We start from the raw sequence: 17,069 nt of genomic DNA on the forward strand, positions 1-17,069 counted from the left end.
ACCGTGGCGCTCGAAATCAGACCGATTTTAGCGACCGAATACGAGCAGGCGGCTGAAGTCGTCTGGGCGTCGTTCAACCATCTGGCAGCCCATTATCAGAGCGCGACCGGCATAGAAAGCTTTGCACAGATTGCGCGTGCCTGTGAAATGCGTGCTCGCGATATTGCTGGCGGCGTCACCTATATTGCGCTGATCCAGCACACCATCGTCGGTGTTTTACAGGTACGCTCGGGTGAACATATTTCCTTGCTGTTTGTTTTGCCCGAGTTCCAAAGCCGTGGCGTTGGCCGTGCGCTGATCCGGCAGGCTGATGCAGTGCAAAGGCTGATTTCGGTGCAGGCCAGCAGCAATAGCGTTACCGCGTATATGCGCTATGGTTTTATGCCGACGGGTGCCGAGCAGCTCAGTGAAACCGGAATCCGGTATGTGCCGATGGCGCGGGGTGCTTTGCGGCAGTAAGGATGATTATGCAGATCGTTGGTGAAAGGAGGCTACACCTTGAAAATGACGCTGACCGAGCTGGAAGTGATTCGACAGGAATGCCGCACTTTGGTCAATCAACGCTCATGGATTTCGGCCGCAACGGCGACGATTCCGCTTCCCGGTCTGGACGTCGGCGCTGATGTGGCGCTGATGACGAGGTTGATCGAGCAGATTAATCAGAAATTTGGTCTGACAGAACACGATGTGGCGCAGCTTGATGATCAAACCCGGCAGCGTTTGTGGGTGATTATTTCTTCACTGGGCAGCTCGATGATAGGCCGCTATGCAAGCAAAGAGCTGATTATTCTCGCGCTTAAACGTGTCGGTGTGCGTATGGTCTCCAAGCAGGCCGCCAAATTGATTCCGCTGCTGGGTACGGCACTGGCCGCTGGCGTCAGCTATGGCGCAATGCGTTATTTGGGTAACTCGCATATTGAAGACTGCTATCAGGTGCTCAAACAGGCGATTGAGCAGGAACAGGCTGCTGACAAGTAGATGAACAAATGTTTTCAAGCAAGGCGCTTGCGATGCCAGTACAAGTAGTACGGCGAGGCGAAGCAACGATGCATGACGTGACGGAGCTTGGCTGCTTGCAGACTTAGCGTAGGCCGTGGCCTCAGGCCAGACTTTTGGTTTAGCACTTACGCAGAATACTGGCTAAGCAGGCGCAAAGGGTGGGAAAATGGCGGTCTGTTGATTTAAGCTGACCGACCCATGACGCAAAATACCATTGAACATCTGATTGTCCACCAGTTGCACAAAGAGCCCAATGGCCCGGCTCGTGTTGCACTCGGCGCAGCTCCGCTTGCTGTTAACGCGGCTTCGCAACGTCTGATCGATCATTTGTGTGAATTGTATGGCACGCGCAATGGCAAGGGCTTTGGCAAATTTGAAGCCGATGACGCAGGCTACGCAATGCCGCAGCTGATTCGTCGCTACGCTGGCGAGCAAAGCATCGATTTTCTCACCTTGTCACAGCAAATGATGGCCGAATTGCAAACTCGCGCCGAAGCCGAGCCACTTGCCAGCGGCGGCTATGTGCTGATCGCCCAGGTCAGCAACCCGGCGATGCAATTTCTGTTCGTCGCGCTGATCTCTGAGGTGATTGGCACCGCGATGACTGATGACATGAATGTCGCTGACAGCATCCATCTCGATATGGATCATTTGCGCGTTGCCGGTCGGATTGATCTGGGTAGCTGGCAAGCTGGCGGCGAGCGCTATGTCAGCTTCCTGCGTGGTCGTGGTGATGTCGCAGCGTATTTCAAATTATTCCTCGGCTGCAATGACGTGCATACGCCACTGAAAGAAACGCAAAAGCTGGTCAAAGGGCTGGAAGCGTTTGCCAATGAGCAGTCTATTGGCGGCAACGAGCGCGATCAATTATTCCAGCGTGCACATAGTTATCTGGATGCCTTGGGCGACGGGCAGGGCGAAGTCGATCTCGCTTCGGTTGCCGAGCAGGTTTTTCCTGAAGCGCCAGCCCAGCTGCAAACTGCTTTGCAAAGCGAAGACCTGGGCATTAATGACGGCTTTGTCCCTGATCGTCGCGCGATCAAACCGCTGATGCGTTTCAAGGCCAACGGCCCGCAATGGAAGCTCGAATTTGATCGTGCCAGCTTACGCAGCGGTGCGGTAATTTATGACAAACACAGCGATACGCTGGTGCTGTCGAATATTCCGGATGATTTGAAAAAAGCGCTGCTATCTCAATAAAGCACCGCGTTATACTAAGCGACTGTGCAAAAGTTTCCACGCAAGGCACAAAGCCGAAGATCAGTACAAATCGTACGGCGAGGCAAAGTAACGAAGTGTGGGAACTTTTGCTTAAACACTAGGCTCTGTTGACGTTTGGTTTGCGAGTCGCGTTTGTGCTGGTTTTGGCCTGAAACAAGGCGCAAAGCCTGATGCATAGTCATTCTATGTGAAGGTTTTGCAACGCAGTGTCAGGCCAAAAACAGCCAAACCCTCCGGGCTGGGCGCTTTTTGTGACGACTCTACGTTATTGCCTGCTCACATAGAATGACTATGTATCGCAGCCAATGCCTTGATTCGTCACAAAAATCGCACAAGCGCGACCGTAAACCAAACGTCAACAGAGCCTAACAAAACTTTCAATAATTCATTGCACAAGGTTGACCTACATGTTTGCACGTCTCAGTTCTGCAATTGCTGTGGTTTTATCGGCGGCACTGCTGTTTGCTTGTTCGGCTAATGCAGAAAAACCGGCCAATACCAAGGCCGTATTATGGAAAATTGAAAATACCAAAAGTGCTCCGTCGTGGGTGTTGGCGACGGTGAATACGCCGGATGGGCACAATGTTGAATTCAAGCCGGAAGTTGAACCTGCTTTGCAGCAGTCCAAATACATCGGTACTGAATATTACAACGACATGAATTCATCGATTCAGCTGGCTCAGGCCATGCTGAGCAAGGAGCCGGGATTGAAAGCCGCGCTGGGGGATGAACGTTACGGAAAATTGCTGCCCTTGCTAGCCGCCCGCGGTTACCCGGAAAAAGTCGCGGCTAAACTGCAATCCTGGGCTGCGGTGATGCTGTTGTTTACACCGGCGCAAGGCAAGGATAGCGACGGCAAAGAAAACATTCCGATGGATGAATATGTTTTCCAATATGCCACCGAAACCAATAAACCTTATTTTGCGATCGAAAGCATTGAGCAGCAGCTTGCTCCTTTTCAAAAAATTCCTGTCAATCATCAGCTTGCCTTGATTGATGGCATGATTGGCAATCAGCCTGCTTTACAAGCTGCGCATAAAGAAAACATGCAGGCCTATCTGGCATCCGATATCGAACCGATTGCACCAATGGCACAAATTGAAAAAATTGCGCTACCCAAGACTGAGCAAGCCTGGTTTAACACTTGGCGTACCGAGTTCAAAAATCAGCGCAATAAAGTCATTGTCGAACGCCTGAAACCGGCCTTGAGCAAAGGTGAAGTCTTTTTTACCGTGGGTGCAGATCAACTGAGTGGCAGCGACGGCTTGCTCGTCGCCTTGCGTGCTGCCGGTTATACCGTGTCGCCTGTGCAGGCTGGCAAGGCTGAAGCAAAATGAAATATGTCCAGCTTGGTCGTAGTGATTTGCGGGTATCGCGGATCTGTCTTGGAACAATGACTTTTGGCGAGCAGAACTCCGAAGCCGATGCGCATGCCCAACTTGATTATGCAGTCGGGCAGGGAATTAATTTCATCGATACCGCCGAAATGTATCCGGTTCCGGCGAAGGCCGAAACTCAGGGGCTGACCGAGCAATACGTCGGCAGCTGGCTAAAAAACTGGTTGAAGAAGCAGTCGCGGGATCAGCTCGTGATCGCGAGTAAGGTTTCAGGCCCCAATCGCGGCATGGCGTGGATACGCGGTGGTCCGCAATTTACCCGCGAACAAATCATTGCTGCTTGCGAAGAGAGCCTGAAACGGCTGAACACCGATTACCTTGATCTGTATCAGCTGCACTGGCCGGCGCGCCATGTGCCGATGTTTGGCCAGAGCTATTACGATCCTGCGCAAGAGCCTGAATATACACCCGATGTCTACGAGCAGCTTGCCGCGCTCGATGCGCTGGTTCGCGCTGGCAAAGTGCGCCAGATAGGTCTATCGAATGAAACTTCGTGGGGCGTGTCGGAGTTCATCAAAATCGCCGAGCGCGAACAACTGCCGCTGATCCGGAGTATCCAGAATGTCTGCAATCTGATTAACCGCAGTTATGAATCGGGTCTGGCTGAAACTTGCCATCGCGAACAAATCAGCCTGCTCGCGTATAGTCCGCTGGCTTTTGGTCTGTTATCGGGCAAATATGTTGAAAACCCGACTTGTGACGGGCGGATGACGCGGTTTAGCAATTTCGGCGCTCGCTACCTTAAACCGCAAGTTCCGCTGGCCGTTGCCGCCTATCACCAGCTGGCCAAGGGCTACGGCTTGAGTTGCGCACAAATGGCGCTTGCTTGGCTAGATAGCCGCTGGTATGTCGCCAGCACGATCATCGGCGCGACGACACTGGCGCAACTGAGCGAAAATATCGCTGCACACAATTTGATATTGAGCGACGACATTTTGCAGCAGATAGAAGAAATTCACCGCAACTGCCCAAGTCCAGCGCAGTGAGAGTGGGAGTCAATAGCTTGGGTATGCTCCGTAATGTCTTGTTGGGATGTGCCGCATCGCTGATGATGCCTGCGTGGGGTGGTGAAATTGAGCCCAGGGCTTATGCCAATGCGCCGGTTGACGTCAATTTCTTCGTCGCCGGTGCAATTTATTCCGATGGTGCGCTGGCCAATTCGGCCGCGTCGCCTTTGAAAGATTCGCAGCTGAAAGTCAATACCGAAGTGCTGGCTTATGCGCGTACGCTTGATGTGTGGGGCAAATCGGCCAAGTTTGACGCGATTTTGCCTTATTCGCATTTGTCGGGAACTGCGATGGTCGCCGGGCAGCCACGCGAGCGGAATGTGGCCGGTTTTAACGACCCGCTGATGCGTTTATCGGTCAATCTGTATGGTGCGCCAGCGCTGTCATTGCCGGATTTTCGCAGCTATCAGCAAGATCTGATTGTCGGTGCCAGCGTTCAGTTGTCAGCACCGCTGGGGCAATATGATTCAAGCAAGCTGGTCAATCTGGGCAATAACCGCTGGTTTGTTAAACCCGAAATCGGCGTTTCCAAGGCCATGGGCGATTTCACGCTGGAGCTGTCTGCTGCGGCGTTTTTTTTCAGCCGGAATGATGACTATTTTGGTGGTAAAACGCTGAAACAAGACCCGATTTATACCGCGCAATTGCATGGGACCTATCATTTCAGTAATGGTATCTGGTTCAGTCTGAGCAGCGCCTATGATCATGGTGGCGATACTTTCGTCAACGGCGTTTCATCAGATAATCAGAGCGATAACTGGCGGCTGGGTGCGACGCTGTCGCTGCCGATCAATAAAAACAATTCCTTGAAAATTTACGGCTCCAACGGCCTGGTCACCCGGCGCGGTACCGATTTTGACCTGTTTGGTCTCTTGTATATGTACCGCTGGGGTGGCGGGCTATAAGACCTGAGGGTCTTTTGGCTCATGCTCCCACTTGCCAAGCCATCAGTCTCATTCCTTGCGTAGAATGAGACTCAATTTTACTTGAAAAGTTTTCATGCGATTACGCCAATTCCGAACTGCAAACAGTGTATGCATTGCCATTTTGGCGCTCTGCATGCAATTGCTATTGCCGTTTGCGCATGCCTTGCCATCGCGTGCCGATCCGGGGCTAGTTTCGCTGACGCTGTGTAGCGTTAAACAAAAAACCTCGCCAGCAGAGCAGCACGTTCCTGTTGTCAAAAGCATGATGCAATGCCCGGTGTGCATTGCGAGTGCCAACCTTTATCTGACGCTACAGCCCGCGCTGGTGGTTTTGCCTTCTGTTCATGCGGATCCCGGTTTGCTCCGACTGAGGTGGAACGATGGTTTCTTTATCCCGACTCCCATATATACCCTCCCCAGGAGTCATGCGCCACCCATTGAATTAGCTTAATCACAGAGCTATACCCTTTGTTCTGTGCTTTTGCCTGACAGGCTGAATTTGCTGATCAGGTTTGTTAAAGCGCGATTCAATTGTCAACCATCTGCCCTGATGCCGTGTTCGGCTGCTCAGCATAACGCTGGCGGTTTTCCTGTCTCTCCGGCCGTGCGATGGTTGACGCGCAATATATTAAAGCTGCCCTGCAGGGCGCTGGAGATCTCATGTCTGTTTCTGCTACACCCCGCTTTTATGCGCTGGTCTGGCGCTGGCATTTCTATGCCGGTTTGCTGGTCATTCCCGTCATGCTGATGCTGGCCATCACCGGCAGTATCTACTTATTCAAACCCCAGCTTGATGCGTTGATGTACCCCCACCTGATGCAAGTAAGGCCTGCTCAACATCGCGTCAGTGCTGATGCGATGCAGGCCGGGATTGCGGCGCAATATCCTGCCATGACGTTGAAAAAATACCTTCCGCCGCCTGCGACTGATCGCAGCGCCCAGTTTCAAATTGCTTTGGCCGATGGTGCGTCACGGACTGTCTTTGTTGATCCTTATCGCAATGTGATTCTGGGCGTACAAGATCCGGATTGGACTTTGCAGGGCGCTGCAGTCTTGCTGCATGGCGAGCTGATGATGGGGACTTGGGGCGATTTGCTGGTTGAATTGTCGGCGAGCTGGGCCGTGCTACTGGTCATTTCTGGCCTTTACATGTGGTGGCCGAGGAAACAGGGACGCTGGGGTGTTTTTCTGCCCCGCTTGCGAGCGGGGAAACGTGTTTTCTGGCGCGACTTGCACGTCGTCGGTGGATTCTGGTCATCGGTGCTACTGCTATTTTTGTTGCTCACCGGTTTGCCCTGGACCGGATTCTGGGGGGAGAAATTCGCCAATGTCTGGGGACAGTATCCAGTCCATTTATGGGATCAACCACCAGCATCCACTCAGTCAGCTCGCGTGTTGAATACGACCTTGGATAAAACCGTGCCGTGGGCGCTTGAGCCAGTGCCTCTGCCAGAAAGTGATGCACATGCCCACCATCAGGCAGCCTCTGCAGGCGTGGTAAACCCTCGTTTCACGCTGGCGCAGGTAGAAACACTGGCCGTCAAACTGGGACTGCTCGCGGCGTATACGATCACCGCGCCAAAAGGGGATACCGGCGTTTATACACTGGCGGCTTTAGTTGATGATCCTGCCTTGCAGCGCACTTATCATGTCGATCAATACTCGGGGCGTGTGCTGGCAAAAATTGCTTATGCCGATTACGGTTTGATCCCCAAAACGGTGGAATATGGGATTTCGATTCATGAGGGCAAATTGTTCGGTCTTGCCAATCAATTGCTGATGCTGTCAGTGTGCTTGATGCTGATGATGACGTGTATTACCGGCATCGTGATGTGGTGGAAACGCCGCCCGACTGGCGAGCTGGGGGCCCCGAAAACACCCCTCAGTATTCTGCGCTGGAAAAAGGGCCTTGCTGTGCTGGTCGGCATGGCCTTGTTTTTGCCGACGGTGCTCGCGTCTATCATTGTGCTGATGCTGCTCGATTGGGCTGTGCTCAAGCGTTGGAGTAAGGTCGCGGCAAGTTGAACGTGTCATTTTGATCAATCGAGCCCTCTTTCTGCCTATCCGGTGAGCTTAGGTCGAAGGAGGGACTCCAATCATCTCCGGCTCGCCGGTTTTGGCAATATCGCTTTCTTCCCATTTATTTTTGAGCAAAATGATACGGTCCAAATTGGCAATAAAGGTCTCAACCAGTTGCGGGTCAAAATGCGTTCCTGCGTTGCGCTGAATCTCCGTCACCGCAGCATCAATGCTCCAGGCCTGCTTGTAGGGGCGTTTGCTGGTCAAGGCATCAAACACGTCGGCCAAGGCCACAATGCGGCCGGATTCTGGAATTTGTTTGCCAACCAGTCCTTGCGGGTAACCGCTTCCATCCCACTTTTCGTGATGCGTCAGCGCAATTTCGGCGGCCATGGCAAACAAGGCTGAATGACCACGGCTCAATATCATTTGTCCAATCCGGGCATGGGTTTTCATGATTTCCCACTCATCGCGATCAAGCTGTCTTGGCGCTTTAAGGATATTGTCGGGAATCCCGATCTTGCCGGTATCGTGCATCGGAGCGGCCAGTTCGATACGTTCGGCCATTTCTTCGTCCCAGCCAATTGCACGCGCCAAAATGCCGCAGTAAGCGGCCATACGCCAGATATGCAGACCCGTGTCATTGTCGTTGTAGTGCCCGGCCATGCCCATCATATAGATCGTTTCACGCTGGCTGTCTTCCAGCGTTCTGGCTCGTACCAGCGATAAATGGGTTTGCACCCGACGCAGAACGATAGGGCCTGAAATGGGTTTTTGAATATAGTCGACAGCGCCCACATCAAAACCGCGTGCCTCGTCTTCGTATTCGCACATTGCGGTGATGAAAATCACCGGGATGTCACAGGTTTCAATTTGCTGTTTGAGCTTGGCGCAAACTTCATACCCATCCATGCCCGGCATCATGATATCGAGCAAAATCATGTCGGGTCGATGTCGTGTTGCCGCTTCCAGTGCCTTCTGGCCATCGGTTGCAAAATAAAGCTGGAAATGGCTGCGTAATATTTGCCGCAACACCTGAAGATTATTGGGTTCGTCATCAACAACGAGTATTTTTTTCATGGTGTCAGTCCCAAAGTTTCACCCAATGAAGTCAGGTGCTCTTGTGCGGCATTAAAATCGAAGGATTCAAGCAGGTGCCATAGCGGCGCGACCTGTTCTGCTGGCAAGTATTTGCGTAAATCCTTGATCAAAGGCTCGACCGTATCCGGGTTAAGTTGAGCCAGCTCGTGTTGTAACTGATTCATTAATCGGCGAACCTGTTCGGCATCATAGCAAGCGAGTTGCTCTTCATTTTGCTCGCGTAAAGCTTGCGATTCGATGGCCTTGAGAGCCTGGTGCATTGCCTGCTCCAGCTCGGCCAGCGTTCGTGGATCGTATGCATCTTCGCCGGGTTCGGCCTGTGCCAATAAGGGTTTGATTTGTGCATCGAGCTGACAGACCAGATTAAAAAGGCGGGTCAGGTGCAAATTGCCAGACATGCCTTTGAGCGCGTGCAGCAGTTTGTAAGCCCCCATATAATCGGGCGGGCTTTGTGTTAGAGCTGATTGCAGCGTTGATATCGTATTTGCTTGCTGGCGAGCGAATAATTGCAGCGCATCTTCATAGACTTGCGGATCTTGCCAGACTGCGAGTGCTTTGCTCAGGTTGGCGATGTCGGCCAGTTCGACAAATTCTTTTTCTGCCGACGCACTGATCGGCAGCATGACTTCTGCATGCTCATCGCGAGAGGTGCCCAGATTCGCCGGCGCAATCTCTTCCATGGTACGAAACAGCACGTTGAAATCAATCGGTTTGCCTTCGACCCGATCCATTCCTGCTTCAAGGCAACGCAGATGATCTTCGCGCAGCACGCTGGCGGTGAGTGCGATGATGGGAATCGGCGACTTGCCATTGAGCATTTCAAAAGAACGAATTCGGCGAGTGGCTTCGAGCCCATCCATTTCCGGCATCATGACATCCATCAGGACAATCTCATAGCCACCACGCATCACGGCCTGCAAGGCTTCACGCCCATTTTTCACCCAGTCAACCCGGTGACCTTGCTGTGAAATTCGCAATAGTGCCAGTGAAGCGTTGGTTTCCAGATCTTCTGCAACCAGCACATTAAAGAGACGAGGTGAAATGTAAGCCTCGTTGACCGAAATATCATCTTCATTAAAGCAGCGTAGTTGTAAATCGACTGCTGGCAGTCTGGCTGTGAAATGAAAAGTTGATCCTTCTTTCCAGTTACTTTCAGCCCAGATACTGCCCTGCATTTGCTCGACAATCTGCTTGCTGATTGTGGTTCCCAGACCCGTCCCGCCAAAGTTTCTCGTCGTGCTGGCATCGGCTTGCGAAAAAGCATCAAATACTTTGGCCAACTGTTTTTCAGTCATGCCAATGCCGGTGTCGCTGATTGAAAATTGCAAGCAATCTTGTTGATCCGTCATTTTGATTTGCAAGCGAATTTCGCCGTTATCGGTAAATTTGATCGCATTACCCAGCAGATTCAGCAGAACTTGTCGTAGTCGTGTCGGGTCGCCCAATACTTTGGTCGGGATATTGCCGGCCATCTGACAGTGATATTGCAGGCCTTTTTCGTTCAACTGGTGTTCTATCGTGAGCTGAAGATCGCGCAATACATTTGGTAAATGAAACGGGATTTCTTCCAGCGTAAATTTGCCACTGTCCAGCTTTGAAATATCCAGTACATCGTTAATGATGCCCAGTAACGAGCGTGAGGCACGCAGAATGGTTTTGACGTGAGCACGTGTCGCTTCACTCAATGTTTCATCCTGCAGCACAACGTCGGCAAATCCGATAATGGCATTCATCGGTGTGCGAATTTCATGGCTCATATTGGCCAGAAATGCCGATTTGGTCTTGGCGCCCGCTTCGGCATCTTCTTTGGCCTGCTGAAGTTCGGCCGTCGCGCTGGCCACCATCTCAGCCAGCCTATCCCGGTGCTGCATCAGTTCGGCTTCGGCATTTTTTCGCTCGGTGATGTCGACAATAATGCCGACAAACATCGGCTCACCACCGACCTCCATGCGCCCGACTGAAAGATGCATAGGAAAAGTAGAACCATCTTTCTTGCGCCCGACCACTTCGCGGCCTTTACCAATCACATGCGGATTGCCTTCGTGCAAATAGCGCGACAGATAGCCATCATGTTCGCCGCGATACGGTTCGGGCATGATCAGTTTGACGTTCTGCCCCAATACTTCCTCGCGTGCATAGCCGAACAGGGTTTCGGCGGCCGGGTTGAGTGAACAGACCTGGCCCACGGCATCGATGGTGATGATCGGGTTGATGACCGTCGCCAGAATCGCTCGGGTGGTTTCCAGGCTATTGGCCAGCTCGGCTTCTGCAGCCTTGCGTTCGGAGATATCGACGATAATGCCGACAAACATTGATTCGCCGCTGACGTCCATTTGCCCCACCGACAAATGCATAGGAAAAGTCGAGCCGTCTTTTTTGCGACCGACAACTTCGCGTCCTTTGCCAATCACATGCGGTTGGCCTTCGCGCAAATAACGCGACAAATAACCATCGTGTTCGGCGTGATAAGGCTGCGGCATCAGAATCTTGACGTTTTGTCCCAGCACCTCATTGCTGGCATAAGCAAACAATTGCTCGGCCGCCGGATTGAATGAACAGACTATCCCTTTGGCATTGATCGTAATAATTGGATTAATCGCCGTTGCCAGAATGGCCCGCATCGTTTCTTGGCTTTGCAGCAGATCGGATTCGATGCTTTTTTGTTCGGACAACTCAACGATGGAGCCGACAAAAACACGCTCACCACCCAGACGAACTTCGTTGACGGCCAGCCAGATGGGAAAACTATGCCCATCGCGATGCTGCCCCATGACTTCGCGCCCCTGACCAATAATGCGCGGAGCACCTTCTTGCCGGTATCGCCCCAGATACTGGTCATGCTCGCTTTGATAGGGGGCGGGCATCAGCATGGACACATTACGACTCAAAACGTCGGCTTGCGCGTAGCCAAAAATGCGCTCGGACACGGCATCAAACGAACAAATCAGCCCGTGCTCATCAATCGTGATGGTACCTACGGCACTAATGCTGGAGCGCGGGGTGGTCTTCATTGCATTTCCTTGCTGAAGATAAACGTGCAGTAGATGTCATCTCAGACAATTTTTGACTGCTTTTCAAGTCAGCAAGGTGTAGCGGATGGTGTGGTCGGTTATTTTGGCCTCTCAAAATACAATCTGATTAGGTAGTCACTTCAGCAACCCTCATTTCGTTATTCCGGCGAAAGCCGGAATCCAGCGGCGATGCTTGTTTGAACTGCGCTCTGGGTACCGGCTTTCGCCGGTACGACGATTTGCTGAGATAGCTACCTAATCAGAAAATACAAAACAGGCTGCAAGCAGATGCTATGCAGCCTGTTCGCTATCTGCAAAAGGCGGATTTAAAACAAATCAAACACCAGCACTTCAGCGCCAACGCCATTTTTGAGCGTCAACGTAGTCTCCTGCGTCAACATCGCCGCATCACCCGCTTTCAGTGCAATGCCGTTGACTTCAATTGCGCCGCGCGCGATGTGGACGTACTGTTTGCGCCCGATTTGCAAAGGCTGCGCCAGTGCTTCGTCGCCGTCAAACAACCCTGCGTACAGCCGCACATCCTGATGAATCAGCACCGAGCCGTTTTCTGAATCAGGGCTGGCGACCAGGCGCAGCTGGCCGCGTTTGTCTGCATCCGAGAAAATTTTCTCTTCATACGATGGCGCAATGCCTTTTTGCCCCGGAATAATCCAGATTTGCAGCAAATGCGTTTCTTCGTCGCTGTTCGGATTGAATTCACTGTGTCGCACGCCAGTCCCGGCGCTCATGCGCTGCACATTGCCGGGACGAATGATCGAGCCGTTGCCCATACTGTCTTTATGTTCGATCGCACCCGAGAGCACATAGGTAATGATTTCCATGTCCTGATGCGGGTGCATGCCAAAGCCCATGCCGGGCGCGATGCGGTCGTCGTTAATCACGCGCAGCGCGCCAAAGTGCATATGCGCCGGGTCGTAATATTCGGCAAACGAGAAGCTGAAGTTCGAATCGAGCCAGCCGTGGTTGGCGTGGCCGCGTTCTTCGGATTTGCGTAGCGTAATCATGCTGAACTCCTTCAATTCTGTTGAATGCTGTATGCCATAATAAGCCTGAGCTATCGGAGGTGATAGCAAAAATATCTGCGTGAATCATTCAAAAAATCGGAATAAAAATCATGCTGCGACTGAGTCTGGAAGCCCTCGAAATTCTTGATGCGATTGCGCGTCGTGGCAGCTTTGCTGCTGCCGCTGACGAAGTGCATCGCGTCCCCTCGGCGGTCACGTATATGGTGCGCAAGCTCGAAGATGATATGGGCGTGCCGATTTTTGACCGCAGCGGCCACCGCGCGCAGCTGACGGCGGCGGGACTGGAATTGCTCAATGAAGGGCGGCATTTGCTGCGCGCGGCCAACGAGCTCGAATGCCGCATCAAACGCGTCGCGACCGGCTGGGAGACCGAGCTGACGCTGGCCGTTGATACCATTATCCCGCTCGATTTGCTGTTTCCTATGCTCAAACAATTTGACGAACTCGGTTCGGGAACGCGGATCCGTTTTCTGCACGAAGCGCTGGGGGGGACTTGGGAGGCGCTGCTTGAGCGCCGCGCCGATATTCTGGTCGGCGCGATTGCGCAGGGGCCAACGGGCGGTGGTTATTCAATGCACACGATTGGCGACTTTCGCAGTGTATTTGTCGTCGCGCCGACTCATCCGCTGGCGAGCATGCCCGAGCCTTTGGCGACGCAAACCATCATGCAGCATCGCGGTATTGTGATCCCTGATAGCGCGCGGCAAATGCCGACGTATTCGTACAATATTCTGTCAGGGCAAGACGTGTTGCGTGTTCCCGATATGGCGAAAAAAGCCGCCGCGCATGCTGCCGGTCTGGGCTGTGGCTATTTGCCGCTGGCGTGGGCCAGACCGTATCTGGAACGCGGCGAACTGGTCATCAAAACAGTCTCCGAGGTCAACCCGCAAGCACGACTTTGCCACGCCTGGCACAGCCAGGGCGCAGGTCATGCGATGAAGTGGTGGGTGGAAACTTTAACGAGTTCGATGGTGATTCAGGAATGGCTGGCTTGATAGGGTATTGCCCTGAAAGGTAGATTCAAATTTATTTGCAGGGCAATACCTGGTTGGTGTATTAATGCTGCGGTGCTGAAACCGAATGCAGCAATTTATCGGTATACGCCAAGGCAGCAGCGGAAATCAGGAAGGCGAGATGGATAATGACTTGCCATTTCATTGTAACTTCGTTCATTTGCGCGGCGTTAATAAACGTTTGCAAGAGGTGAATCGACGAGATGCTGATAATTGCCATCGAGAGCTTTACTTTCAGTACCGTCGCGTTGACATGATTGAGCCATTCGGGCTGATCGGGGTGGAGATCAATGCGCAGGCGCGAGACAAAGGTTTCGTAGCCACCTACAGTCACCATTAACAGTAGATTGGCAATCATCACCACATCGATCAATCCCAGCACCGCCAGCATGATTTCGGTTTCGGTCAGAATGGTGAGGCGGCTCATCATATGGTAAAGCGCGGCCAGAAATTTATAGGCGTAAACGCCCTGAACAATAATCAGCCCCAGATAAATCGGCAATTGCAGCCAACGGCTGGCGAAAATCACTTGCCCCAAGACGGACGTGGGGTCCTGACGGGTGGTGCGTTGCGGTTCCATCTTTCAATCCCTTGGTAGTACAGCTTCGTTATGAGGGCGATATTGTCGCGATTGCAGGCGCGAATCGCAAGCGCAAAAAAGCCCTTTACGACGGTCATCGTAAAGGGCTTGGGTTAGGCCGATTATTTGCTGGCAGCTTCAACCTGGATGCGCAAAGTCACTTCGTCGCTGACCGCAGGTACATAAGCACTCATGCCAAACTCGCTGCGTTTGATCGTCGCCACTGCGTCGGCACCGCAAGCTGGTTTTTTGCTCATCGGGTGCGGCGCACATTTGAAGCTGGTGACTTGCAAAGTCAACGGTTTGGTCACGCCGAGCAGAGTGAAATCACCGCTGACGCTGCTCAGTTTGTCACCGTCAAATTTGAAATTCGTCCCCTTGAAAGTCATGCTTGGGAATTTTTCAACATTGAAAAAATCTTCGCTTTTCAAGTGTTTATCACGTGCGTCCCAACCGGTATCGAGGCTGGCCGTGTCGATGCTGATGTCGGCGCTACCGGTTTTTTTCTCCAAATCAACGGTAATGGTACCGCTGGTTTTGTCGAATGCACCGCGCTGCGTTGAGTAACCCAGGTGGTTAATTTCAAAAGTGGCAAAAGTGTGTGATGGATCAACGCTATATGCAACGGGTGCTGCAGTCGCAGTCAAGGTTGCAGCAGACAAGATAGAGGCCAGAATCAGTTGTTTCATGGGTAAATACTCCTAGTGGGTATAAGGTTAAATGCTTTTATTGTCCTGCTTTTCCGGTTAATACCAGCTTGTATTTCACGGTCACTTCGTCGGCAACGGTGCCAGTATCTGCCCAGGCGCCGTCACCTAATTTGTAATTCAAACGCAGCAAAGGAACCGCGCCTTCGAGCACTAATTCAGCGCCTTGTTGTTTGGCGCTCATCTGGCCGATAACGTCGCGGCTAATGCCTTTGATCGTCAATTTGCCGCGAGTTTCAAATTTACCGCCGCCCAAGGCTTTGACACTGCTGACGGTAAACGTGCCTTTCGGATTGCTTGCGACGTCAAACCATGCTTTTTTCTTCGCTTCAGCGTTGCCGTCCGGGCCGCCAACGTCGATGCTCGCCAGATCAACGATAATTTGCGCTTTGGCGGTTTCGGGCTTGGCCGGGTCAAAATCAATCGCAGCGGTGTAATTTTTAAAATAACCGTCGGCTGGCGTATTCATTTGGCTAAACGTAAAACCCAGGCGGCTTTTTTGCGGCACCAGTGTTTGTGCAGCTTGGGCGGTGACAGTGGTGAGCAATAAAGAGGCCAGTAATAAGGGGCGTAACATAGAGTTCTCCAGCGATTTTTGAATTAACGTTTCAAGAAAGGAATCATCCGCGCAAGCGTCCCATCCTTGTCGATGACATAGTGTTTCAAAGCCCCCGCGATATGCAGGCCGACAATCGCCAGCAAGCCATAAGCGAGCACTTCGTGAATCTCTTTTAAGGTGTGTGCCAGATCTTCATTTTTGGCGACCAGATCAGGCAATTGCCAAACACCGTACAGCATGACCGGATAGCCTTTGGCTGACGTCAACGCCCAGCCAATCAAGGGTAGCGCAAACATGAGTAAATACAGCAGGTGATGCACGCCCACCGCCATTTTGCGTTCGATCGGTTTTAAATTTGGATCGATGGCAGGTGTGCCGCGCACTAACTTACAGGCCAGACGAATCGCAAACAGCATTAACACGGTGATACCAGCCCATTTATGCCAGGCAATCAATTGCAGCTTGAGCTTGAAGGTATCAGGTGCCAGCGGCGTATTATCAAAAGTCCAGACCAGAATAAACGCAGCCAGAATCAGTAAGGCGGTGAGCCAATGAACACTGATTTGCAGCGCGTTGTAATTGCTAGGTGACTTGGTTTTCATGGCGAAGTTCCTTATTCAGTTATTCTGAATCTGAAGTGCATGTTAAATGGGCATCGTATGTATTGATAGCAAAAATACTTGTATTGACTATTCAAAAAAATTGAACATTGACATGGCAATATGACGTTTTTAAGATGCCTGGGTTCCGTTTGCATGCAAAGAAGCCCAACAGTTGCCGGCGGAAAACCAGTACAATTGCGCCAACAATCGAAGCTGCAGGAGGACAGATGGAAGATATTGAAAAGTTTATCGGTGGTTTTCGCCGCTTCCAGCATAAGTACTTTGGCGAGCACAGCTCTTTGTTTGAAGAGCTTAAACAAGGCCAAAACCCGAAAACTTTGCTGATCGGCTGTTCCGATTCGCGGGTTGATCCGGCTTTATTGATGGATTGTGATCCGGGTGATCTGTTTGTCGTCCGTAACGTCGCCAATCTGGTGCCTCCTTACGAAACAGATGGTGCGTTTCATGGTGTCTCATCGGCAATCGAATACGCCGTCGAGCATCTGGAAGTCAGCAAAATTATCGTACTTGGCCATTCGGCTTGCGGCGGAATCCGTGCGCTGATGCAAAATCCGGAATCGAAAACCGAAGCCAATTTTGTTGGCCGCTGGGTACGCATTGCCGAATCAGCACGCGAGCAAGTGCGTCGAGAGCTGGCGCATAAAGACGAAGAGCGGCAGATTCGCGCCTGTGAAATGGCCGCGATTATTGTGTCACTGGATAATCTGATGAGCTTTCCGTTTATTGCCGAGCGCGTCGAGGCTGGCAAGCTGAGCCTGATCGGCTGGTATTTCGATATTCAGCAGGGCGCTTTGTACGATTTTGACCAGGAAATCAACCGATTCCGGTCTTTGGTGACGTCGATTTCGGCCTGAGTTTTT

17 protein-coding genes are annotated in these 17,069 nt (G+C 52.0%); 10 read left to right on the forward strand and 7 right to left on the reverse strand.

Translation table 11 applies throughout. The features are described 5' to 3' along the window. The first annotated feature begins 3 nt into the window (after positions 1 to 3). The 8 genes from ACG2XO_RS09695 to ACG2XO_RS09730 all read left to right on the forward strand — a co-directional run bounded on the left by ACG2XO_RS09695 (position 4) and on the right by ACG2XO_RS09730 (position 7,575). Positions 4 to 459 carry a GNAT family N-acetyltransferase gene (locus ACG2XO_RS09695; RefSeq protein WP_410497776.1) on the forward strand — a complete coding sequence of 152 codons (456 nt, stop codon included), beginning with the start codon at positions 4 to 6 and terminating at the stop codon, positions 457 to 459. Between the two features lie 39 nt (positions 460 to 498). Beyond that, on the forward strand, positions 499 to 978 hold the full coding sequence (locus tag ACG2XO_RS09700) for a hypothetical protein (RefSeq protein WP_410497777.1): 480 nt from the start codon (positions 499 to 501) through the stop codon (positions 976 to 978). Between the two features lie 219 nt (positions 979 to 1,197). Next, a complete protein-coding gene (locus ACG2XO_RS09705) occupies positions 1,198 to 2,199 on the forward strand; it encodes a nucleoid-associated protein (protein WP_410497778.1) in 1,002 nt (333 codons plus the stop codon). 428 nt (positions 2,200 to 2,627) lie between these two features. Continuing rightward, positions 2,628 to 3,557, forward strand: a complete 930-nt coding sequence (locus ACG2XO_RS09710; protein ID WP_410497779.1) for a TraB/GumN family protein — start codon at positions 2,628 to 2,630, stop codon at positions 3,555 to 3,557. Further along, positions 3,554 to 4,603: an aldo/keto reductase gene (locus ACG2XO_RS09715; RefSeq protein ID WP_410497780.1), complete on the forward strand. Its 1,050-nt coding sequence runs from the start codon at positions 3,554 to 3,556 to the stop codon at positions 4,601 to 4,603. The genes ACG2XO_RS09710 and ACG2XO_RS09715 overlap by 4 nt, the downstream gene beginning before the upstream one ends. Before the next feature lie 23 nt (positions 4,604 to 4,626). Then, the gene (locus ACG2XO_RS09720; RefSeq protein ID WP_410500250.1) at positions 4,627 to 5,529 is read left to right on the forward strand and encodes a transporter; all 903 of its coding nucleotides are present in this window, start codon (positions 4,627 to 4,629) and stop codon (positions 5,527 to 5,529) included. Between the two features lie 154 nt (positions 5,530 to 5,683). Beyond that, positions 5,684 to 6,001: a hypothetical protein gene (locus ACG2XO_RS09725; protein ID WP_410497781.1), complete on the forward strand. Its 318-nt coding sequence runs from the start codon at positions 5,684 to 5,686 to the stop codon at positions 5,999 to 6,001. A gap of 209 nt (positions 6,002 to 6,210) precedes the next feature. Beyond that, a complete protein-coding gene (locus tag ACG2XO_RS09730) occupies positions 6,211 to 7,575 on the forward strand; it encodes a PepSY-associated TM helix domain-containing protein (RefSeq protein ID WP_410497782.1) in 1,365 nt (454 codons plus the stop codon). Positions 7,576 to 7,623: 48 nt separating this feature from the next. Here ACG2XO_RS09730 and ACG2XO_RS09735 read toward each other — a convergent pair whose 3' ends face one another. The 3 genes from ACG2XO_RS09735 to ACG2XO_RS09745 form a co-directional block, all read right to left on the reverse strand. After that, entirely contained in the window at positions 7,624 to 8,649 is a 1,026-nt protein-coding gene (locus tag ACG2XO_RS09735) for a two-component system response regulator (RefSeq protein ID WP_410497783.1), read from the reverse strand. Next, positions 8,646 to 11,681 carry a PAS domain S-box protein gene (locus ACG2XO_RS09740; RefSeq protein WP_410497784.1) on the reverse strand — a complete coding sequence of 1,012 codons (3,036 nt, stop codon included), beginning with the start codon at positions 11,679 to 11,681 and terminating at the stop codon, positions 8,646 to 8,648. The genes ACG2XO_RS09735 and ACG2XO_RS09740 overlap by 4 nt, the downstream gene beginning before the upstream one ends. 326 nt (positions 11,682 to 12,007) lie before the next feature. Beyond that, complete coding sequence (locus ACG2XO_RS09745; RefSeq protein WP_410497785.1) at positions 12,008 to 12,706, reverse strand: pirin family protein; 699 nt, start codon at positions 12,704 to 12,706, stop codon at positions 12,008 to 12,010. Between the two features lie 110 nt (positions 12,707 to 12,816). On the opposite strand from ACG2XO_RS09745, the gene ACG2XO_RS09750 reads away from it, so the two are divergent. Further along, positions 12,817 to 13,722: a LysR substrate-binding domain-containing protein gene (locus tag ACG2XO_RS09750; protein ID WP_410497786.1), complete on the forward strand. Its 906-nt coding sequence runs from the start codon at positions 12,817 to 12,819 to the stop codon at positions 13,720 to 13,722. 61 nt (positions 13,723 to 13,783) lie between these two features. Here ACG2XO_RS09750 and ACG2XO_RS09755 read toward each other — a convergent pair whose 3' ends face one another. The 4 genes from ACG2XO_RS09755 to ACG2XO_RS09770 all read right to left on the reverse strand — a co-directional run bounded on the left by ACG2XO_RS09755 (position 13,784) and on the right by ACG2XO_RS09770 (position 16,188). Continuing rightward, complete coding sequence (locus ACG2XO_RS09755; protein ID WP_410497787.1) at positions 13,784 to 14,320, reverse strand: TIGR00645 family protein; 537 nt, start codon at positions 14,318 to 14,320, stop codon at positions 13,784 to 13,786. A gap of 122 nt (positions 14,321 to 14,442) precedes the next feature. Further along, positions 14,443 to 15,009 carry a YceI family protein gene (locus ACG2XO_RS09760; RefSeq protein WP_410497788.1) on the reverse strand — a complete coding sequence of 189 codons (567 nt, stop codon included), beginning with the start codon at positions 15,007 to 15,009 and terminating at the stop codon, positions 14,443 to 14,445. A 37-nt stretch (positions 15,010 to 15,046) separates the two neighbouring features. Further along, positions 15,047 to 15,604: a YceI family protein gene (locus ACG2XO_RS09765; RefSeq protein WP_410497789.1), complete on the reverse strand. Its 558-nt coding sequence runs from the start codon at positions 15,602 to 15,604 to the stop codon at positions 15,047 to 15,049. A gap of 23 nt (positions 15,605 to 15,627) precedes the next feature. After that, a complete protein-coding gene (locus ACG2XO_RS09770) occupies positions 15,628 to 16,188 on the reverse strand; it encodes a cytochrome b (RefSeq protein WP_410497790.1) in 561 nt (186 codons plus the stop codon). A 227-nt stretch (positions 16,189 to 16,415) separates the two neighbouring features. On the opposite strand from ACG2XO_RS09770, the gene ACG2XO_RS09775 reads away from it, so the two are divergent. Continuing rightward, on the forward strand, positions 16,416 to 17,063 hold the full coding sequence (locus tag ACG2XO_RS09775; protein WP_410497791.1) for a carbonic anhydrase: 648 nt from the start codon (positions 16,416 to 16,418) through the stop codon (positions 17,061 to 17,063). The last annotated feature ends 6 nt before the right edge of the window (positions 17,064 to 17,069 follow it).

This window comes from Chitinibacter sp. S2-10 (assembly GCF_046530675.1).
Lineage (GTDB): Bacteria > Pseudomonadota > Gammaproteobacteria > Burkholderiales > Chitinibacteraceae > Chitinibacter.